The organism is Streptomyces sp. NPDC034037 (assembly GCF_055575715.1).
In genome coordinates this window covers 1-18,903 of sequence record NZ_JBVISC010000004.1, presented here as the reverse complement: position 1 = coordinate 18,903, position 18,903 = coordinate 1, and the positions used below count along the sequence as shown (strand labels likewise).

Genomic DNA, 18,903 nt, shown 5'->3' with positions numbered 1-18,903 from the left:
AAAGATCACTCAGACGTTACCGAAGAGAGACACATCACCGCAGCTCAGGGGAGTGTTTTAACGGAGAGTTCAAGCCACGTCACACCTCGCGCGCGCCTCCGCACGCCCCCCGTTCGCCTCCGTACGCCTGCCTGCCGAGGCCTCGGGCGGCCGGTTCAGAGCGCCTTCGCCCCCTCGTCCGTGACACGAGTCGCGCCAAAATAATCCGGCGTGTCGATCGGGTCGAAGCGGATGACGGCACCGGCGCGCGGGGCGTTGATCATGTAGCCCCCGCCGACGTAGATCCCAACGTGCCGGATGGCGCGCGAATTGGTGAGGTCGTCCGAGAAGAAGACCAGGTCACCGGGGAGCAGCTCGTCCCGCTTGGGGTGCGGCCCCGCGTTGTACTGGTCGTTGGCCACGCGCGGCAGCGTCACGCCGACGGAGCGGTAGGCGGCCAGGGTGAGACCGGAGCAGTCGAAGCGGCCGTTCTGCTCGGGCGTGCCGTTGCCGCCCCACAGGTAGGGGGTGCCGAGCTTCTTCTGCGCGAAGTAGATCGCTCCCGCCGCCTGCTGCGAGGGCTGCACGCGTCCCACGGGCCGGGCGAAGCTCTTGGAGAGGGTGGTGATCGTCTTCACGTAGTTCTGCGTCTCGCGGTAGGGCGGCACGCCGCCGTACTTGAGCACGGCGTACGCGCCCGCGTTGTACGCCGCGAGCATGTTCTTCGTGGGGTCCCCGGGGGCGTCCTTCACGTAGCCGGCGAGCTTGCAGTCGTACGAGGCCGCAGACGGGATGGCGTCCTGCGGGTCCCAGATGTCGCGGTCGCCGTCACCGTCGCCGTCGACGCCGTGCGTGGCCCAGGTCCCCGGGATGAACTGCGCTATGCCCATCGCCTTGGCCGGGCTCGTCGCGCGCGGGTTCCACCCGCTCTCCTGATAGAGCTGGGCGGCGAGCAGCGCGGGGTTGATGGCCTTGCAGAGATTGCCCCACTTCTGGACGAGGGGCTGATACGTCGCGGGCACGGCGCCCTTGGCGAGCCCGACGGACCCGCCGCTCGCGCCGCCGGCGAGGCTTCCCGCCGCCATGTACGTCCCGACGACGAGAAGGCCGATGAAGCTGAGGGCACCCCCGAGCCCGACGGCCGCGACCAGCCACGCCTTACGCACCGTCAACCACCCCTCACCCGCCGGGAGTCCGCCGCCGCTCAGTGTAGAGGCCGCGTACGACCGTGGCAGGAAGCATGCGCGCATCGGGCCCGCCCGCCGAACCGCGCACCCTCCCCTCCCACTCACCGCTTTGCTCGATCATTGCGAGCCAACCACGCTCGGCCGCGGGCCGGAAGCGATGCGTTTGAGCGGATATGGGGCCCCGCTCGTCCCGCCCGTCACTGGTCCCGCCCCTCCCGCATCGATAGCTTGGTTCACTCCAGTGAACCCTCACCCCTCCGGGAGTTGTCCGTGATCCGCCGCCCCGCCCTGCTCGCCGCGACCGCGTTCACCGCGGCCGCCGTCCTCTCGCTCTCCGCCTGCGGAGGAGGCGACGGGGCGGCCAAGGACAACGAGAAGGTGGCGGGCGCGGATGTCGGCGACCAGAGAAAGACCACGTCCCCCAAGGCATCGGCGGACGACGGAATCACCCGCCCGGAGATCAGGCTCCCGAAGGACGTGAAGAACGTCTTCGAGGGCGGCGAAACCGGCGACCCGAAGAAGGACGCCGTCCTCGCGGACAACGAGCGGTGGGTCAACTCCCTGATCGAGGCGGTGACCGTCGACGCCGAGGACCATCCGGCGCTCAAGTTCTATGCGAAGGGCGAGGCGCTGGTGTCGTCGGCGGAGTACATCCAGGGCTTCCGGGAGAAGAAGAAGAGCTTCGTCGGGACCACGCGGTACTACGACCGGCGGGTCACCTTCCTCAGGGAAGGGGTCGCAGCGGTGACGTACTGCCAGGACGGCACCAAGACCTATCCCAAGGATCTCAAGACCGGGAAGGTCGACCGGTCGATCAAGGGCTCCGCGAGCGATTACTCCTTCTTCAACACCCGCGTCAAGAAGAACGACAAGGGCATCTGGCAGACGGATTCCGTCACCTCCACGGCGGGAGCCAAGAAGTGCATGTGAGCCCGGGGAAGCCGTCGGCCCTTCGGTTCGCTGCCGCCCTCGGCGCAGCTCTGGCGCTGATTCCCTGGACCGCCCACGCGGGCGGCGGCGTCACCGGCGGCGGGAACAACGTGGGGGACGGGCAGTACGCAAAAGGCACGCGCCAAGGCAGGAACCTCGGCGTCGAGACGAGGATCCAGACGACCGTCAAGGGCAGCCCCCGATCCACGAAGACCGGCACGCTCTCTCCTGCCGACAGCGACTGGGACCCGCCGGCTTGCTGGTACGAACCGGCTTACTCCCCGAAGGAGATCGAGGCCACCGTCAAGGCGATCCGGAAAATCGGTTTCCTCGGTATCGGTGAAGTCGTCGGCGGGGTCTTCGACTCGTACTTCAAGGAAGGCAAGCCGTACAAGGACTACAACCTCGACAAGCAGGGCGAGGGAAAGTTCTGGGCGGCTGCCGTGGATGAGAAGCGCAAGGACGAGCCGGAGGCGAAGGCCTGCGACAAGCTGCCGTTCTGGGTCCCGGACGGCCAGACCCCGCGGGAGCCGCTCGCGGTGTCGCCCGAAATCCTCGCCGAGTACGCCTACGGCCAGCTCCCGGTGCCTGACACCGAGGTCGAGATGGCACCGCAGGGCGAGACGAAGGTCAATCTGCCGACCTGGGTATGGCTGGACAGGGCCAGGTTCAAGACGGTCTCGGTGACGGCGAGCCTGCCGGGCACGGGCCTGTCGGCGACGACGACCGCCAAGCCGCTCTCCCTGAAGATCGAGCCGGGCACGGCGGACGCGGAGACGTACCCGGCCTCCGGGGAGTGCTCGTTCGAGGAGGGCCGGATCGGCAACCCCCGCGCGAAGGGCACGCCCGCGGACACGGATCCGCCGTGCGGCGTGCGATATCTGCGGTCCTCCGCCGACGCTCCGTACAAGCTCCGCGCCACTCTCACATGGCAGGTCACCTGGACGAGCACCAACGGCGAGGGCGGCAAGCTGCCCGCCGGCGAATTCGGCACGGACCAAGACGTCGTGGTCCGCGAGATCCAGTCCGTCAACCGCTGACCGCCGTTCGTCGTCCGGGGCGTCAGGGTCTGCGTCCAGGACAGCGACGGCGGCGGCGCCGCACGGCAGTTGCTACGGTCCGCCCATGTCTGACACCGGAGAAACCACGGCCCCCGCCCACCCCGTCCTCCTCGCTCCCGTGACCGCCGATGACGTCACCCGGGCCGTACGGCTCGCCGTCGCCGTTCTGCGCCGGGCGCCGGACGACGCCGACTGGGGCGCCAAGGCCGGCGGTCTGGACTGGGACTGCTGGGAGACCGGTGAGCACCTCGCGGACGACCTGTTCGCGTACGCCGCCCAACTCGGCCCGGAGCACCCGCCGCAGGACGGGGTCGTCCCCTTCCACTGGGTCAGCCGGACGCCCGGCGGCCCCGCCAACGTCACCCTCGCCGACCCCACCGCCGGTCCTGCGGGACTGCTCATGGTCGTGGAGGCGTGCGGCGCCCTGCTGACCGCCATGGTCGCCACGACGCCGCCGTCCGTCCGGGCCCACCATGGCTTCGGCACCTCGGATCCCGAGGGCTTCGCCGCGATGGGGGTCGTGGAGACCCTCGTCCACACGTACGACATCGCGCACGGGCTCGGCATCGGCGACACGTGGTCGCCGCCCGGCGAACTCTGCGCCCGCGTCCTGCACCGCCTCTTCCCCGACGCCCCGACGGACACGGACCCGTGGGCCACCCTCCTGTGGGCCACGGGCCGCGGCGAACTCCCCGGCCGCGCCCGACTGACCCAGTGGCGGTGGTACGGGGCTCCCAGGGTCTGACGGGCCCGGCGGGACCGTCCCAGGACCGTGTTCCACACGGGCCTCGTTTCCGCAGGTCAGGACCCCCGTATGCGTTCCAGCGTCCCTGATCCACCGGCGCTCCTTGCCCCCGCCCGCCGGGGACGGCTTCGCTGGTGGTCAGGCCGGGCACGACGGCCCGTACCGACACCAGTCACGCACCTCACGGGGACCCCATGAAGCTCACGCACCTCTCGAAGTCCCTGCTCGCCTGCCTCACGCTGGCCGGCGCGCTCGCCCTCACCGCCTGCGACAACGACGACACCGCGGACGCGGTCGGCGCCCCGAGCGGGTCAAAGCCGACCGCGTCCGCCGAGTCGGGGAAGGACGGCGGTGGCGGCAGCGGCGAGGGCGGCGGCAGCAGCAGCAGCAGCGAGGGTGGCGAGAGCAGCCCCGACGACAGCACCGACTCCATCGAGAACAAGAAAACCGGCATCTGCCGCAGCGACGAGCTGGAGGTGACCGCCATCGACAACAGCACCGACAAGACCGAAGGCATCGTCACGGTCGCCTTCAAGAACGGCGGTGGTCGCGACTGCTCCATCAGCGGCTACGCGGGAGTGGACCTGAAGACGGCCGTCGGCGACACGCTGTCCGTCGACCGCAACGGCGAACAGACCCACGCCGAGATCCTCAAGGACGGCGAGACCGCCGCGTTCAACATCACCTTCCCGGCCAACACCTCCGGCGGCAGCGGAGTCCGCATCACCAAGATCCTGGTGACCCCGCCGAACGAGACGAAGACCGTCACCGTCGACTGGCCCGCCGGGTCCCTGCCCGTGGCCGGCGAAGGCTCCTCCAACGGCCCGAAGCTGGCCATCGGCCCCGTCGGGAAGGTCAGCGACTCCCCTGCGGGCTGAGCCCCACGCACCCCCCTGTGCTCAGCGAAATCGCTGGTCACAGGGGTCCACCCCCGCCCCCACGCCCGATTGACGCGCCCCCGGCCATCCCCGATGGTTGCTGGATTGAGCGTTGTGCGACACGCGACCGCCGGGTACGGCATGACGCGGTGCCACGGCTGGGGGGAGCCGACCATGGACCCGAGAGACCGACGCGCCATCCCACCCGACGACGACCGGCCTCCCACCGGGGCCGGGAACAAGGGCGTCCCGCCCCCCGCCGAGCCGCGGGACCGGCCGGCCCGGGACCAGGCCGCCCAAGGCCAAGCCGCCCGGGACAGGGCCACCCAGCGCCAAACCGCCCCGGACAAGGCAGCGCAAGGCCAGACCGGCCAGGACCGGAATGAACCCGACACCACGAGAATCCGGCCCCCCGACGCGGCCCACACCCCCGACACCGAAGGCAACCGGCACCCCCTCCCGTCCGAGGCCGCCGGCAACCCCCCAGCCACCCGCTCCGAGGGCACGGCGGCCCCGCCCGCCTCCCCATTACCCGGCGACACAGGGGCCCACCACCCCCCTGCCCTCGCCCCCGGACCAGCCCCCCACCCCACCACGGGCAACCTCCACCCCGCCGCCCCCTTCGGACCACCACCCCCCGGGCCCCCAACCGCACCCCCGAACCCACCACCCCCGACCTTCTCCCCGACTCCGCCGCCCCTCCCCGCCCTGCCCCCGGACCGCGACGCCGGTCACCGGGGCAGGCCCGTACACGCCGTGGCCGTCGCGCTGCTCAACCTCAGTGGGCTCGGGCTCGGTTACGCGCTGCTCCGCCGGTGGCTCCTCGCCGCCCTCTGCTGTGGCGTGAGCGCCGCGCTGCTCGTCCTCGCGCTGCCCGCCGACGTCGACGGCGTGCCCGGCGGCGTACTCCTCGGCTACGTCGCCCTCCTGCTCCTGGCCGCCGTCCACGGCGCCCTGCGGGCCACCCGCGACCACCGCCCCTGGCCGGTACGCGCGCCGCTCGCCGCCGCCCTCGGTGTCGTCCTGCTCGCCGTGCCCTCCGCCGCCGCCTTCGCGTACGAGAGCGCACGCGACGAAGCCGTCGAACAGATGCTCCTCGACCGCCTCCACAAGGCCGACCGCATCGTCGCGGACCTCGACGGCCGCCCCTTCGAGGACGCCACCGAGACCCGGTACAAGAAGGCCCTCCACATCTACCGCGACCTCGCCGCGGACCACCCCGGATCGAAGGCCGCCGACCGACTGCCCACCAGCCTCGCCTCCTACTACGACTCCGTCGCCGCCCCCTACACCGCGAAGCGGTACTGCGAGGCCATCACCCCGCTCAAACACCTGCGTACCGTGCCCGAAACCCTCGGCACCCCCGGCAAGGACCACCTCGGCGCCCTCGCCGACCGGCCCGACGACCACCTCGCCACCTCCCTCTACGAATGCGGTACGGCAGACCTCGGCCGGGCCTCCGCCGACGGCCCCCTCACCGAACTGCTGCGCACCTTCCCCGCCTCCGACCAGGCCGGCAAGGTCGAACCCGCGCTGCGCGACGCCATCGCCGCCCGAACGGCCGCCCTCAAAGGCCCCGCCCCCTGCACCGCCGTCGACGAACTGCGCGCCCTCGCCACCACCACCGCCGCCCTGCCCGGCGACGTGGTCGACGCCGGCGCCCTGCGCGGCGACACCGACCGCGCCCTGGAGAGCGGCGTCTACGCCTGCGGCCTGGACGAGTTCGAGGACGCCCACTTCGCGAAGGCCGCCGCCACCCTGAACGGCTTCGCCACGTCCTACCCGGCCAGCGAGAAACGCGACCGCGCCAAGGACGTCGCCATCGCCGCCGAGATCGCCGAGGAACGCCCGAGCGCGGGCCGCCACCTGCCCCCGTCCGGTTCCGCGGGCGGCGCGAGCGTCGAGTTCGTCGTCGCCAACCTCGGCTCCGGCGAACTGGAAGTCCTCTACACCGGCCCCACCACCGGCCGCGTCACACTCGAGCCCTGCGCGTCCTGCCGGATCTACGGCACCAAGTCCCAGGGCGACAAGGCCTGCCGGGCCGGCGTCACGAAGTACCCCAGGACCACCCTCAGACTGCCCGCCGGCGAGTACCACTTCCTCTACAAACGGGCCACCGTCGACGACCGGGCCGACGGCGCGAGGCTCAGCCCGTCGTACCGTTACACCGACTGCTCCTTCGTCACCCGCGCGACCGCCGGCCTCGGACTCTCCTGAATCCCGGCCACTTGAGTCCCGCTCACCTGACCCCCGCTCAGAACCCCGCTCATCGGCCATCCTCCGGACTCCGGGTCAGAAGTCCAGGTCAGAGGCACGCCGGTCCCTCATTGCCCGGCGTCCTACCGCGTGATACACAGAGTCACCAGACCTCACCCACGAGGAAACGTACGAAGTCGGCCAACGAATGGCGCCAAGGCGACACTCGCGGGCCCGATTGTCGGCGAGAATGAGCTGACCTCTGCACCTAGGTAGGCAGAGGTGGCAGAACAACCCACTAGGGGCGGTGAGTTACACATGCTTATGGCAGCCGAAAAGGGCGACATCACCACCATCATCGGCGGGATCGCCCCCGACTGGGGTCCCTTCGGGAGCCTGGGCAACGAGGCACGCGTGATGATCGAGGTCGTGATGGCGATCGCCATCCTCCTCTGTCTCGGCATTGCCATCTGGGGCGCGGCGAAGCAACGCATCGGCGCGACGGCGCTGCGCGACACCTTCAGCGCGGAACAGGGCAAGGGCCTGATCATCGCGGGGCTGACCGGCGTCTTCATCATCGGTTCGCTCGGCACGCTGTTCACCATCGTGTACGGCATGGCGGTCTAGCGCCCGCCCTCGTCCCACGCCTCCGCCACCAGGCGCCCACGTCCCCACCCTGTCCCCACGTCCCCCATGTCCCCCACGTCCCCTCTCCCCCACCCGTCCGTCGTGCCCACCGGCTGAGGTTGCAACTCCCTGATGTCGAGTCACCACACCGCGTCCGCGCGGGAACCAGCACGGCTACCGTCATACGTGTCCTACGTGACGGTCCAGCGAGAGGTTGAGGGGGCGAACCCGGCATGAGTCCCGGCGACGAGCGGAACGACGGCCTCTTCGGCGGCTCGGGAGAGACCAGGACGCGGCTCCCCGAGGGGGAGGGCGGAGGCGACGACGTCTACGGCGTCCCGCGCAGATCCACCCGGTCCGGGCGGACGTCCTCGCGCGGCCTGGTGACGGTGGTCGGCGTCGTCGTCCTCCTGATCGCCGCGATCGCCTTCGCCAACCGCGGCGACGGCGAGGACGACCCGGCCTCCGCCGACCCCAAAAAACCGACCACGACATCGACGTCCCCCACGGGAAAAAAGCCCGTCGACGGCAAAACCGCAGGCATCCCTTCGGGGTTCCCGCGGGATGAACAGGGCGCGCAGAGCGCGGCGTCCAACTACGCGGTGTCGTTGGTCTCGGCTGACATCCTCAAGCCCACCCGACGAGTCGAGATCGTCAGGAGTCTGTTCATCGCCGACAAGGTGAGTGAACTGGAGAGCACGTTCAACAAGACGTACTCCAAGGAGTTCCTGGGCAAGATCGGTCTGAACGAAAAGGGCGAGTCTGCTCCCGGTCAGACCTATGTCTCACGCACTGTGCCTGTCGGCACCAAGACCACCTCGTACTCGAAGGACGCGGCGACCGTCGAGGTGTGGTGCACGGGCGCCTTCGGCACCGCCGGGGAGGACACGACGAACCCCGTCAGCAATGACTGGTTCACACTGACCCTCAAGCTGCGGTGGGCCGATGACGACTGGAAGGTCGAGAGCTTCCGGTCGAAGGACGGCCCCGCTCCGGTGAACGGCGACAACAAGATCTCCACGGCCGACGAGATCGCCAAGGCCATTCACGAGTACGGAGGGTTCACGTATGCCCGGTAGCCGTCGCGCACTCAAACTCACCGCCGTGGCCTCGGCCGTCCAAGTGACGGCGATCCTGCTGGCTTCGCGTGCCTACGCCGCGCCGGAGCCGAGGGAAGACCGGTGTGACCTCATCGTCGGCCCCGCCAAAAAGTACTGCGAAAAAGGCGAGTCCGGCGGCGGCAGCCCCCGTAGCCTTGACGGCAAGTACCCCACCCAAGAACCCCTGGACGGTTCCGCCGACCCCCTCAGCTCCCTGGCCAAAGGCTGCGCCGAAGCCGCCTCCTGGACCGTCGACAAGCTGTCGGACGCCGTCAAGGAGACGGCGAACGTCGACTTCACGAACCCCAAGTTCCTCCAGCAGTACGCCGTCGTCTTCGCCGCGTCCACGATCCTCACGCTCCTGCTGTGGCTGCTCGCCGTGGCGAAGCGAGCCGTCCGCGGCGTGCCGCTGACCACCGCGATCTCCGAGGCCGTCGGATTCCTGTGGCTCACCGTGCTCGCCTCCGCCTTCACCCCCCTGATCCTGTACACCGTCGTCTCGGCGACCGACGGCGTCTCCGACGTCATCGCGAAGGCCACCGGCGGCCAGACCGACCAGTTCTTCGGCACGTTCTCCGGCGCCCTGAAGAAGGGCGAGGACATCGGCGGCGGCCCGATCATGCTGATCGTCGTCTCGCTGGTGTCGATCCTCGCCGCCGGCGTCCTGTGGCTGGAGCTGGTGATCAGGGCGGCGCTCCTGTACGTAGGAGCGCTCCTCGGCACCGTCGTCTACGCCGGCCTCGTCGACAAGAACCTGTGGTCGCACGTCCGCCGCTGGGCGGGCATCATGATCGCCGTCATCCTCGTCAAACCGATCATCGTGATCGTGCTCGGCCTCGCCGGCGCGCTCTCCGCCGACGACGGCCCCGACGCGTTCTCCGCCGTCGTCTCCGGACTGTCGATCATCCTGCTCGCCATCTTCGCGAGCGCCATGATCTACCGCTTCGTCCCCGGCTTCGGCGACGAGATCGCCGGCTCCCGCAACAACCGCATCATGCGCGGCGCCGAGAACAAGGCCGCCGCCGTGATCAGCTCCCCCGCCTCCCTCGTCTCCCAGGGCATCAAGACCCACAGCGCCCGGGGCAACGGCTCGGGCGGCGGCGGTGCCGGAAGCAGCCAGCCCCGGCCCGCCAACCCCGTCGGCGGCGGCGTCGCCGCCCACAGCGCCCGCACGCCCGCCGGCGGCCCCGCGACCGGCGGCTCCTCGACCGGCGGCGGATCCGTCCCCTCCGCCGCACCCGCGCCGCGCTCCAGCGCGACGAACACGCCGCACGCGGGCAACCGCGGCGGCGCCCGCAACAGCAGCAGTCCCAACCGCACGGGAGGTGAAGGGCGTTGACGACCCAGTCCCACGTGTCCCATCCGGTCGCGCCCCGCCGCACATATCTGATCGGCCGCGCCCGGCCGAACGCGATCGTCGGCAAGAACCGCGAGACCGGTGAGATCGCCCTGATCATCGTGGGGGCCTTCCTCGGGATGATGTGCGGGCTCCTCGTCCCCGTCCTCTCCCTGCGCATCGTGCTGCTCTCCGGCCTGCCGATGCTCGCCGTCGCCGCGGTGTACGTCCCGTACAAGGGCCGGACGTTCTACAAGTGGTTCGAGATCAACCGCAGTTACAAGCGTTCCCTGAAGCGCGGCACCGCCTACCGCTCCGCTGCCCCGGAGGCCGGGATCAGGCTCGACGGCCGCGAGATCGAGGTCGGGCCGCCGCCCGGCATCGGCCGCATCAACTGGCTCGCCGCACCCTTCGGCCCCGACGAGATCGCCGTACTGCTGCACGCCGACCGGCGCACCGTCACCGCCGCCATCGAGATCGAGGGCCCGGGCGTGGGCCTGCGCGACAGCGAGGACCAGGAGGCCCTCGTCGACCGCTTCGGCACGCTTCTGAAGCACGTGGCGAACGGCGACGGCTTCGTCACCCGCCTCCAGATGCTCGCCCGCACCCTGCCCGCCGACCCCGACGCCCACGCCAAGGACGTCGCCCAGCGCGGCGACCACCGGGCGCTGCCGTGGCTCCAGGAGTCGTACGACCAGCTCCAGTCGATGGTGTCGACCAGCAGCGAGCAGCACCGCGCCTACCTCGTCGCCTGCATGCACTACTCCCGCGACCTGGCCGCCGAGGCGCAGGCGATGGCCCGCGCGGCGCGCCCGCACGGCGGCCGCAAGCTCGACAAGGACGCCGGTCTCGCCGTGGTCATGGCCCGCGAGCTGACCGACATCTGCTCGCGGCTCCAGGAAGCCGACATCCGCGTACGGCAGCCGCTCGGCCAGGGCCGCCTCGCCTCCCTGGTCCACTCCATGTACGACCCGGACCACCCCATCGACCACATCCAGGCGATGACGAAGCGCAACGCCTGGCCCGCCGAGCTGGACGCCATGGAGCCCACCTACCTCCAGGCCAAGACCCGCGAGTCCTCCACCCGCGCCCCCTGGTGCCACGCCACGGCCTGGGTGAAGGAGTGGCCGATGACCCCCGTCGGCGTCAACTTCCTCGCCCCGCTGCTCGTCCACACCCCGGACGTCATCCGCACGGTGGCCGTGACGATGGACCTCGAACCCACCGAGGTGGCCATCGAGCGGATGCTGACCGAGAAGACGAACGACGAGGCGGAGGCCAGCCGCCAGGCCAAGATGAACCGTACGGTCGACCCCCGCGACGTCGCCTCGAACTCCCGCCTGGACCAGCGCGGCGAGGACCTGGCGAGCGGCGCGGCGGGCGTCAACCTCGTGGGCTACATCACGGTGTCGTCCCGTTCCCCGGAGGCGCTCGCGCGCGACAAGCGCACCATCCGCGCCTCCGCCGGCAAGTCGTATCTGAAGCTGGAGTGGTGCGACCGCGAGCACCACAGGGCCTTCGTCAACACGCTGCCGTTCGCGACCGGCATCCGACGCTAGAGCGCGTGAGCGCTAGACGGTATCGACGTAGAGGCAGGCTGTTGCGATGCGGGATCCGCTGACCGTCCTCACGGACGCCTTCACGTCCTTCCTCTTCGGGAAGGTCGAGACGACCAGGCTTCCGGTGCGTACGTCGACGGGGCAGGCCCAGGCGGTCTACCTCCCGACGGCCGCGCCGGGACTCGGCGACTCGGGCGTGATCATCGGGCGTGAGGTGTACTCCGGCAAGGGGTACATCTACGACCCCTTCCAGCTGTACGGGCAGCAGCTGCCCGCACCGCACTGGCTGGTGCTCGGCGAGTCCGGCAACGGCAAGTCGGCGCTGGAGAAGACGTACGTCCTGCGGCAGTTGCGGTTCAAGGACCGCCAGGTCGTCGTCCTGGACGCGCAGGGCGAGGACGGGGTGGGCGAATGGAACCTCATCGCCCAGGAGCTGGGCATAACGCCCATCCGGCTCGACCCGACGGCCGCCCTCGACATGGGCATCCGGCTCAACCCGCTCGATCCGGCGATCACGACGACGGGCCAGCTCGCGCTGCTCCGCACGATCATCGAGGTCGCCATGGGCCACGGCCTGGACGAGCGCTCGGGCTTCGCCCTGAAGGTCGCGCACGCCTACGTCAACGAGACGATCGTGGAGCGCCAGCCGGTCCTCACCGACATCGTCGAGCAGCTGCGCCACCCCGAGCCGGAGTCGGCCGAGGCGATGAACGTGGCCATAGACGACGTACGCGCGTGGGGCCTGGACGTGGCGCTGGTCCTGGACCGCCTGGTCGACGGTGACCTGCGGGGCATGTTCGACGGCCCCACGACGGTCGGTGTCGACCTCGACGCGCCCCTGACCGTCTTCGACCTGTCCCACATCGACCGGAACTCCATCGCGATGCCGATCCTGATGGCGATCGTCGGCGTGTGGCTGGAGCACACCTGGATCCGGCCCGACCGCAAGAAGCGCATCTTCCTGGTGGAAGAGGCCTGGCACATCATCAACTCCCCCTTCGTGGCGCAGCTGTTCCAGCGGCTGCTGAAGTTCGGCCGGCGGCTCGGTCTGTCGTTCGTGGCGGTGGTCCACCACCTGAGCGACGTGGTCGACGGCGCGGCGGCCAAGGAGGCGGCGGCGATCCTGAAGATGGCCTCCACCCGCACGATCTACGCCCAGAAGGCCGACGAGGCGAGGGCGACGGGACGGGTCCTCGGCCTGCCCAGGTGGGCCGTGGAGATCATCCCCACCCTCACCCCGGGCATCGCGGTGTGGGACGTGAACGGCAACGTCCAGGTGGTCAAGCACCTCATCACCGAGACGGAACGGCCCCTGGTCTTCACGGACCGCGCCATGACGGAGTCCTCCGCCGAGCTGGCGAGCTCCGGCATGCCGGCCGACGACGCGCTGCGGGCGGCCGAGCTGGAGGCGGAGGAACGGGCGGCGTACATGGAGCAGCATGCGGGATGACTGGGAGCGGGGCCGCCGGGGCGCAGGTGCCGAGCGGGGGGTCCCGGACGGCCTCCTGCTGGGGATCCTCGGCTTTCTGCTGATCTCCACGGTCCTGGTGTGGTCGGCGACGCGCCTCGCGGCATGGTTCGCGCGGGGCGCCGTGCCGGACGGCGTGACGTTCGGCCGTACGCCGCTGGCGGTACGCCACTTGATCGGCCACCCCCAGGACCTCCCGGGCGCCTGGCCCGACACCCCGCCGCCGCAGCTCTCGGGGTACGGCCTGTTCTGGGGCCTGTTCATCGGCCAGCTCCTGGCCCTGCTCGTCCTGACGATCTTCACGCTGGGCACGGCCACGAGGTGGCGAGCGGTACGGAGGGCGACCCGAGCACGACACGGATCCGAAAGCCCCTCCGGCCGCCCCATGGACATCACCGAGGACACCCCGGGCAGGAACGCCCCCGCGATCCCGGACCTCCGCCGGCCGGGGCACGCCGAAGGCGCGGTGGGACCGGGCGGGCCTGTAAGGGCGGACGACTGGCAGCCGGACGCAGAAGTCCCACTGGGGCCGAACGGGCCTGTAAAAGCGGGCGGATGGGAAACAAGCGCCGAAGGCGCACCAGGATCCCACGGCCCTACGACGGCGGGCGCCTGGCAGCCGGGCGCCGAAGGCGCACCAGGAACATACGGGCCTGTAAGGGCGGGCGGGTGGGAAACGGGCGCCGAAGGCGCACCAGAACCCCACGAACCGCCCAGGCCGACCGGCCGAGAACCCCACACCGAAGCCGCGAGCCCCAACACACCCACCCTGCCCACGCCCCTCGCAGGGCCCCGCACAAAAACCCCGCCCACGCCCCTCGCAGGACCCCTCGTCCTCGGCACCCCCGAGACAAGAAGACCCCACGCCCTCCAGGCCATCCAGGACGCCGAGGCCGCCGCCCTGGTCCTGACCTCCGACCCCACCCTGTGGGAGGAGACGAAGGACGCCCGCGCCAAACTGGGCCCCGTCCTCCTCTACGACCCCTCCCACCTCTGCGACACCCCCGCCCGCATGCACTGGTCCCCCACCTCCGGCTGCCAGGACAAGGCGACGGCCACCCGCCGCGCCGTCGCCCTCCTGGCCCCGATAAGGCCGGCCGCCCGACTGGACGCGGCGGTGGCCGACACGGCGGAACTGCTGATGCGCAGCTTCCTGCACGCCGCCGCCGTGGCCGACAAGCCGATGCGGAACGTCCACCGCTGGTCCCAGGGCACGCAGGTCCAAGAGGCGGTCCGCATCCTCCGTACGCATCCCAAGGCCGCGCCCGGCGCCGCCGGCGAACTGGAGGCCGCGCTCACGGCGTACCCGGAACGCCGGGACGTTGCGCAGGAGTTGACCACCCGCGCCCTGTCCGCCCTCTTCACGGTCCACGTCCGCGAATCCTGCACCCCGAACCGAACTGATGCGCTCACCCTGGATTCCTTTGTCCGTGAAGGGGGCACGCTTTTCGTGGTGGGGGAGGCGATCGAGGATCCCAAGTCCCGCCAAGGCCCGGGTGCCATGCCGCTGCTGACGGCACTCGCCTCCAGCGTGGTCGAGCACGGCCGGCGCATGGCCGAACGGTCATCCTCCGGTCGGCTCGACCCACCAATGACGCTCGTCCTGGACGACGCCGCCGCGGTGGCCCCCCTGCCCCAGCTCCCGGAGCTGCTCACCTCCGGCGCCGACCTGGGCATGCCCACCCGAGCCCTGCTCCGCTCCCGAGAACAGGCCAGATCCCGCTGGCCGGACAGCGCCCTGCCCCTCTGACGACGGCGCTCCCACACTCGAAGCCCGGCACCCCGGCAAGCACGCCTCAGGGTCGCCGTCGTACCCCGGTACTACCCCCGGCCGCCACGTCCCGCCCCCGGTCCGACGATCCGCGCCCCCGCACCGGCCAGCATCGGACACATGACGATCAGGGCATACGGACTGACCAAACACTACGGCGGCAAGCCCGCCAAGAAGGCCGTCGACGACCTCAGCTTCGAGGTCCTCCCCGGCACCGTCACCGGCTTCCTCGGCCCCAACGGCGCGGGCAAGTCCACGACCATGCGGATGCTCCTCGGCCTGGACGCCCCCACCCGCGGCCGCGCCACCATCGGCGACCGCTCCTACACGGCGCACCCCGCTCCCCTGCGCGAAGTGGGCGCTCTGCTGGAGGCCCGCTCCGTCCACCCGGGCCGCTCCGCCTACCACCACCTGATGGCGCTCGCCCACACGCACTCCATCCCCAGGAGCCGCGTGGCCGCGGTCCTGGAGCTGGCCGGCATCCACGAGGTGGCCCGCAGGCGCGTCAAGGGCTTCTCCCTCGGCATGGGCCAACGCCTCGGCATCGCCGCCGCCCTGCTCGGCGACCCCGCCACCCTCATCCTCGACGAACCGGTCAACGGCCTCGACCCCGAGGGCGTCCTGTGGATCCGCAACCTCCTCAGGTCCCTGGCCGCCGAGGGCCGTACGGTCCTCGTCTCCTCGCACCTCATGAGCGAGATGGCGCTGACCGCCGACCACCTCGTCATCATCGGCCGCGGCCGGCTCCTCGCCGACACCACCGTCGACCGCTTCGTACGCGAGTCCGGCACCGGCTCCGTCAAGGTCGTCACCCCCGAGGCCGGCCTCCTCACCGAGCTGCTCGCCGCCCCCGCGGTACAGATCACCGGCAACGCCCCCGGCGTCCTCGACGTACGCGGCACGGACGCCGAGCACATCGGCCGCACCGCCGCAGCCCACGGCATCCCGCTCTTCGAACTCACGCCGCACACCGCGTCGTTGGAGCAGGCGTTCATGGACCTCACCCGCGACTCCGTCGAGTACCTCGCCCCGACGACCGCCCCCCAGCCGGAAGGAACGGCGGCATGAACACCCTCACGCACCCCACCGAGACCACCTCAGGAACCGGCGTCCCCGCCCCCGCGTACCGCCTGAGCGCCAAGGGCATCCTGCGCGCGGAGTGGCACAAGCTCTGGACGCTCCGCTCCACCTGGATCACCCTCATCACGGCGAGCGCCCTGGTCCTGTCGGTCGGCATCGTCATGGGCAGCACCTACGACGACGACGACGCCGAGATCGACACCGTCGTCTTCACCCTCTTCGGCACCCAGCTCTCCCAGATCTGCCTCGCCGTCCTCGGCATCCTCGTCACCGCCGGCGAGTACGCGACGGGCATGATCCGGGCCTCCCTCACCGCCGTCCCGCAGCGCCTGCCCCTCCTGTGGTCGAAGGCCGCCGTCTTCACCGTCGTCGCCTTCACCGCCTCCTGGACGACGAACACCGTCACATTCCTCACCGCCCAGACCTGGCTCTCCGGCACCGACAAAGAACTCGCCCTCACCGATGACGACGTCCTCGCCGCCCTCACCACCAGCGCGGCCGCCCTCACCCTGCTCGGCCTCTTCGCCCTCTGCCTCGGCGCCCTGCTGCGCTCGGTGCCCGGCGCCATCGGCGCGTTCGTCGGCTCCGTGCTGATCCTGCCGGAGGTGCTGTCGATGCTGCCCTTCGACGCCGTCCAGAGCGCCATCCGGTACTTCCCGGCCCAGGCGGCGAGCGCCCTCGGCTCGGTCTCCCGGGTGGAGCACACCATCGCCCCCGGCACCGCCCTGCTCACCCTCGCCCTCTGGTCCGCCGTGGCCCTCGCGGCGGCGACGGCGCTGCTCAAGCGGCGGGACGTGTGACGGCACCCGGCTCACGAGAAACTCGTGTACGAGGATGAGGCCGGTGCCCGAGGATGAGCGCATGCCCGAAGCCGAGCCGCCGACTGAACCGGCGGGCGCGACCGAGACGGTGCCCGCGACCGCTCCGGTGACAGCGACCGGCCCGGAGACCGCGCCAGGGGGCGTGACCGACCCGGAGAGCGCCACCGAGCCGCATCCCCTCACCCGGCTCGTCCAGCGCTCCATCCAGCGGGTGCGCGCCTTCGACACCCGCCGCCCTCTGGTGTGGGACCTCCTGGTGACGGGGTTCTTCGTGATCGCCGCCCTCACCGACGGCCAGGGCGGCTGGCGCACCACCGCGGCCGACCCGCACGTGCCGCAGGGCCAGGTCCTCCTGATGAGCCTCGCCCTCTCCGTGCCCCTGCTGTGGCGCCGCCGCCGTCCGCTGATCGCCCTCGCGGTGATGACGGTGGCGACGCTGGTCAGCAATGGGACGGGCGCCTGGCTCCAGGCAGCCCTGATCCAATTCGTCGTGGTCTTCAACATCGCCCTGCGCCTCCCCCTGAAGACCCTCGGGCGAGCGGCCGCCATGATCGCGCTTCCCATGGCCGTCTGCGTCCTCACCTACCCGTCCCGCGGCTGGTACGAGCTGGTCGTCCCGCACGTCTGGTCCTTCGCCCTCGTCGCACTGGCGGGCGTCGCCGTCCGCTCCCGCCAGGACCACACCCGGGCCCTCGTCGACCGCGCCCGGCGGCTCGAAGTGGAACGCGACCAGCAGACCCGGCTCGCCGCCGCGGCCGAACGCACCCGTATCGCCCGCGAGATGCACGACATCATCGGACACAATCTGTCCGTCATCACCGGCCTCGCGGACGGCGGTTCGTACGCGGCCGCCAAGTCCCCCGAGCGTGCCGCCCAGGCCCTCGACGCCATCGGGACCACGAGCCGCCAGGCCCTCGCAGAGCTGCGGCGCCTCCTGGACGTCCTGCGCGAGGACACCCCCGCCGCGGCCGATCGCGCCCCGCAACCCACCCTCACCGACCTGGACCGCCTCATCGACGGCGTACGGGCCGCGGGTCTGCCGACACGAAGCACCGTCCGCGGCCGCCCCGGCTCCGTCACCGCGGGCCGCCAGCTCACCGTCTACCGCGTGGTGCAGGAAGCCCTCACGAACACCCTGAAACACGCCGGCCCCGGCGCCACCGCCACCGTCGACGTCTCCTGCAGCGACACCGCCGTCACGGTGACCGTCACGGACACCGGCACGGGCGGCACCCCTTCCCGGTCCCCGGGCAGCGGCCGGGGCCTGACCGGCATGCGGGAGCGAACAGCGTTGTACGACGGCACACTTGAGGCAGGTCCACTCCCTTCCCCGCCGGGCGGCTGGCGGGTCCACCTCCGTCTCCCGAAGGACAGCGACACATCGTGACGACCGTGCTCATCGTGGACGACCAGCCCATGCAGCGCTTCGGTTTCCGCATGCTCCTGGAGAGCCAGGACGACATGACGGTGGCGGGCGAGGCCGGCAACGGCAGCGAGGCGGTCCGCATGACCGCCGAACTCCACCCCGACGTGGTCCTGATGGACATCCGCATGCCGGGCCTGGACGGCATCGAGGCCACGCGCCGCATCGTCGCGTCCGGCGACCGCACCCGCGTCCTGATCCTCACCACGTTCGACCTCGACGAGTACGCGTACGACGGTCTGCGCGCGGGCGCCTCGGGGTTCCTCATCAAGGACGCCCTGCCCGAGGAACTCCTCTCCGGAATCCGCGCGGTCGCCTCGGGCGACGCGGTGGTCGCCCCCAGCCTGACCCGTCGCCTCCTGAACACCTTCGCGGAGCGTCTCCCCGCAGCCGGCTCAGGGCCTGCGGATCCCGCGTCCCATCCGCGGCTGATCTCTCTCACGGATCGGGAACGCGAGATCCTCGCTGTCATCGGCCAGGGCTGGACGAACACCGAAATAGCGGTCCGTCTGCACCTCGCGGAATCCACGGTGAAGACCCATGTGGGCCGCATCCTCGCGAAAACGGGCGCGCGGGACAGAGTGCAGGCGGTGATTCTCGCGTACGACACGAAATTGGTGACCCCGGCCTGAGCACGCGAGAAAGCTCCTGAACGCAAAAAAGCCTCAGGCCCCGGACAATGTCCAGGGCCTGAGGCTTTATCAAAATTAGTTCGGCGGCGTCCTACTCTCCCACAGGGTCC

Annotated in this window: 16 protein-coding genes; 15 read left to right on the top strand and 1 reads right to left on the bottom strand. The window is 70.9% G+C overall.

The features are described from left to right. Nucleotides 1–155: 155 nt before the first annotated feature. On the bottom strand, nt 156–1,145 hold the full coding sequence (locus tag ACZ516_RS15230) for a C40 family peptidase (protein ID WP_358698731.1): 990 nt from the start codon (nt 1,143–1,145) through the stop codon (nt 156–158). A 291-nt stretch (nt 1,146–1,436) separates the two neighbouring features. On the opposite strand from ACZ516_RS15230, the gene ACZ516_RS15225 reads away from it, so the two are divergent. From ACZ516_RS15225 to ACZ516_RS15155, 15 genes are all read left to right on the top strand, one after another. After that, a complete protein-coding gene (locus tag ACZ516_RS15225) occupies nt 1,437–2,096 on the top strand; it encodes a hypothetical protein (RefSeq protein ID WP_469010516.1) in 660 nt (219 codons plus the stop codon). Further along, on the top strand, nt 2,093–3,136 hold the full coding sequence (locus ACZ516_RS15220) for a hypothetical protein (protein WP_469010514.1): 1,044 nt from the start codon (nt 2,093–2,095) through the stop codon (nt 3,134–3,136). The genes ACZ516_RS15225 and ACZ516_RS15220 overlap by 4 nt, the downstream gene beginning before the upstream one ends. 85 nt (nt 3,137–3,221) lie before the next feature. Continuing rightward, nucleotides 3,222–3,902 (top strand): hypothetical protein, encoded by a 681-nt coding sequence (locus ACZ516_RS15215; RefSeq protein ID WP_469010513.1) that lies wholly within the window; start codon nt 3,222–3,224, stop codon nt 3,900–3,902. A 194-nt stretch (nt 3,903–4,096) separates the two neighbouring features. Further along, nucleotides 4,097–4,780, top strand: coding sequence for a DUF4232 domain-containing protein (locus ACZ516_RS15210; protein ID WP_469010511.1), 684 nt, complete (start codon nt 4,097–4,099; stop codon nt 4,778–4,780). A gap of 756 nt (nt 4,781–5,536) precedes the next feature. After that, nucleotides 5,537–6,997 (top strand): hypothetical protein, encoded by a 1,461-nt coding sequence (locus tag ACZ516_RS15205; RefSeq protein WP_469010510.1) that lies wholly within the window; start codon nt 5,537–5,539, stop codon nt 6,995–6,997. Between the two features lie 297 nt (nt 6,998–7,294). Next, on the top strand, nt 7,295–7,603 hold the full coding sequence (locus tag ACZ516_RS15200) for a hypothetical protein (RefSeq protein WP_055570172.1): 309 nt from the start codon (nt 7,295–7,297) through the stop codon (nt 7,601–7,603). Between the two features lie 233 nt (nt 7,604–7,836). After that, nucleotides 7,837–8,682 carry a DUF8175 domain-containg protein gene (locus tag ACZ516_RS15195; protein ID WP_469010509.1) on the top strand — a complete coding sequence of 282 codons (846 nt, stop codon included), beginning with the start codon at nt 7,837–7,839 and terminating at the stop codon, nt 8,680–8,682. After that, on the top strand, nt 8,672–10,042 hold the full coding sequence (locus ACZ516_RS15190; RefSeq protein ID WP_358585013.1) for a hypothetical protein: 1,371 nt from the start codon (nt 8,672–8,674) through the stop codon (nt 10,040–10,042). Before ACZ516_RS15195 ends, ACZ516_RS15190 begins: the two co-directional genes overlap by 11 nt. Continuing rightward, nucleotides 10,039–11,598, top strand: coding sequence for an SCO6880 family protein (locus ACZ516_RS15185; protein WP_358913113.1), 1,560 nt, complete (start codon nt 10,039–10,041; stop codon nt 11,596–11,598). The genes ACZ516_RS15190 and ACZ516_RS15185 overlap by 4 nt, the downstream gene beginning before the upstream one ends. 46 nt (nt 11,599–11,644) lie before the next feature. Further along, a complete protein-coding gene (locus tag ACZ516_RS15180; protein WP_361083447.1) occupies nt 11,645–13,048 on the top strand; it encodes an ATP-binding protein in 1,404 nt (467 codons plus the stop codon). Further along, the gene (locus ACZ516_RS15175) at nt 13,038–14,816 is read left to right on the top strand and encodes a P-loop NTPase family protein (protein WP_469010507.1); all 1,779 of its coding nucleotides are present in this window, start codon (nt 13,038–13,040) and stop codon (nt 14,814–14,816) included. The genes ACZ516_RS15180 and ACZ516_RS15175 overlap by 11 nt, the downstream gene beginning before the upstream one ends. A 141-nt stretch (nt 14,817–14,957) precedes the next feature. Continuing rightward, complete coding sequence (locus tag ACZ516_RS15170; RefSeq protein WP_358585008.1) at nt 14,958–15,905, top strand: ATP-binding cassette domain-containing protein; 948 nt, start codon at nt 14,958–14,960, stop codon at nt 15,903–15,905. Continuing rightward, nucleotides 15,902–16,717 carry an ABC transporter permease gene (locus tag ACZ516_RS15165; protein ID WP_469010506.1) on the top strand — a complete coding sequence of 272 codons (816 nt, stop codon included), beginning with the start codon at nt 15,902–15,904 and terminating at the stop codon, nt 16,715–16,717. Before ACZ516_RS15170 ends, ACZ516_RS15165 begins: the two co-directional genes overlap by 4 nt. Before the next feature lie 61 nt (nt 16,718–16,778). Continuing rightward, entirely contained in the window at nt 16,779–18,125 is a 1,347-nt protein-coding gene (locus ACZ516_RS15160) for a sensor histidine kinase (RefSeq protein WP_469010505.1), read from the top strand. Beyond that, nucleotides 18,122–18,793 carry a response regulator gene (locus ACZ516_RS15155; RefSeq protein ID WP_469010504.1) on the top strand — a complete coding sequence of 224 codons (672 nt, stop codon included), beginning with the start codon at nt 18,122–18,124 and terminating at the stop codon, nt 18,791–18,793. Before ACZ516_RS15160 ends, ACZ516_RS15155 begins: the two co-directional genes overlap by 4 nt. The last annotated feature ends 110 nt before the right edge of the window (nt 18,794–18,903 follow it).

Bases quoted from the DNA above. Each gene is read 5' to 3' on its own strand.
- ACZ516_RS15215 (WP_469010513.1), top strand. From the start codon at position 3,222: ATGTCTGACACCGGAGAAACCACGGCCCCCGCCCACCCCGTCCTCCTC.
- ACZ516_RS15210 (WP_469010511.1), top strand. From the start codon at position 4,097: ATGAAGCTCACGCACCTCTCGAAGTCCCTGCTCGCCTGCCTCACGCTG.
- ACZ516_RS15200 (WP_055570172.1), top strand. From the start codon at position 7,295: ATGCTTATGGCAGCCGAAAAGGGCGACATCACCACCATCATCGGCGGG.
- ACZ516_RS15195 (WP_469010509.1), top strand. From the start codon at position 7,837: ATGAGTCCCGGCGACGAGCGGAACGACGGCCTCTTCGGCGGCTCGGGA.
- ACZ516_RS15190 (WP_358585013.1), top strand. From the start codon at position 8,672: ATGCCCGGTAGCCGTCGCGCACTCAAACTCACCGCCGTGGCCTCGGCC.
- ACZ516_RS15180 (WP_361083447.1), top strand. From the start codon at position 11,645: ATGCGGGATCCGCTGACCGTCCTCACGGACGCCTTCACGTCCTTCCTC.
- ACZ516_RS15175 (WP_469010507.1), top strand. From the start codon at position 13,038: ATGCGGGATGACTGGGAGCGGGGCCGCCGGGGCGCAGGTGCCGAGCGG.
- ACZ516_RS15170 (WP_358585008.1), top strand. From the start codon at position 14,958: ATGACGATCAGGGCATACGGACTGACCAAACACTACGGCGGCAAGCCC.
- ACZ516_RS15165 (WP_469010506.1), top strand. From the start codon at position 15,902: ATGAACACCCTCACGCACCCCACCGAGACCACCTCAGGAACCGGCGTC.
- ACZ516_RS15160 (WP_469010505.1), top strand. From the start codon at position 16,779: ATGCCCGAAGCCGAGCCGCCGACTGAACCGGCGGGCGCGACCGAGACG.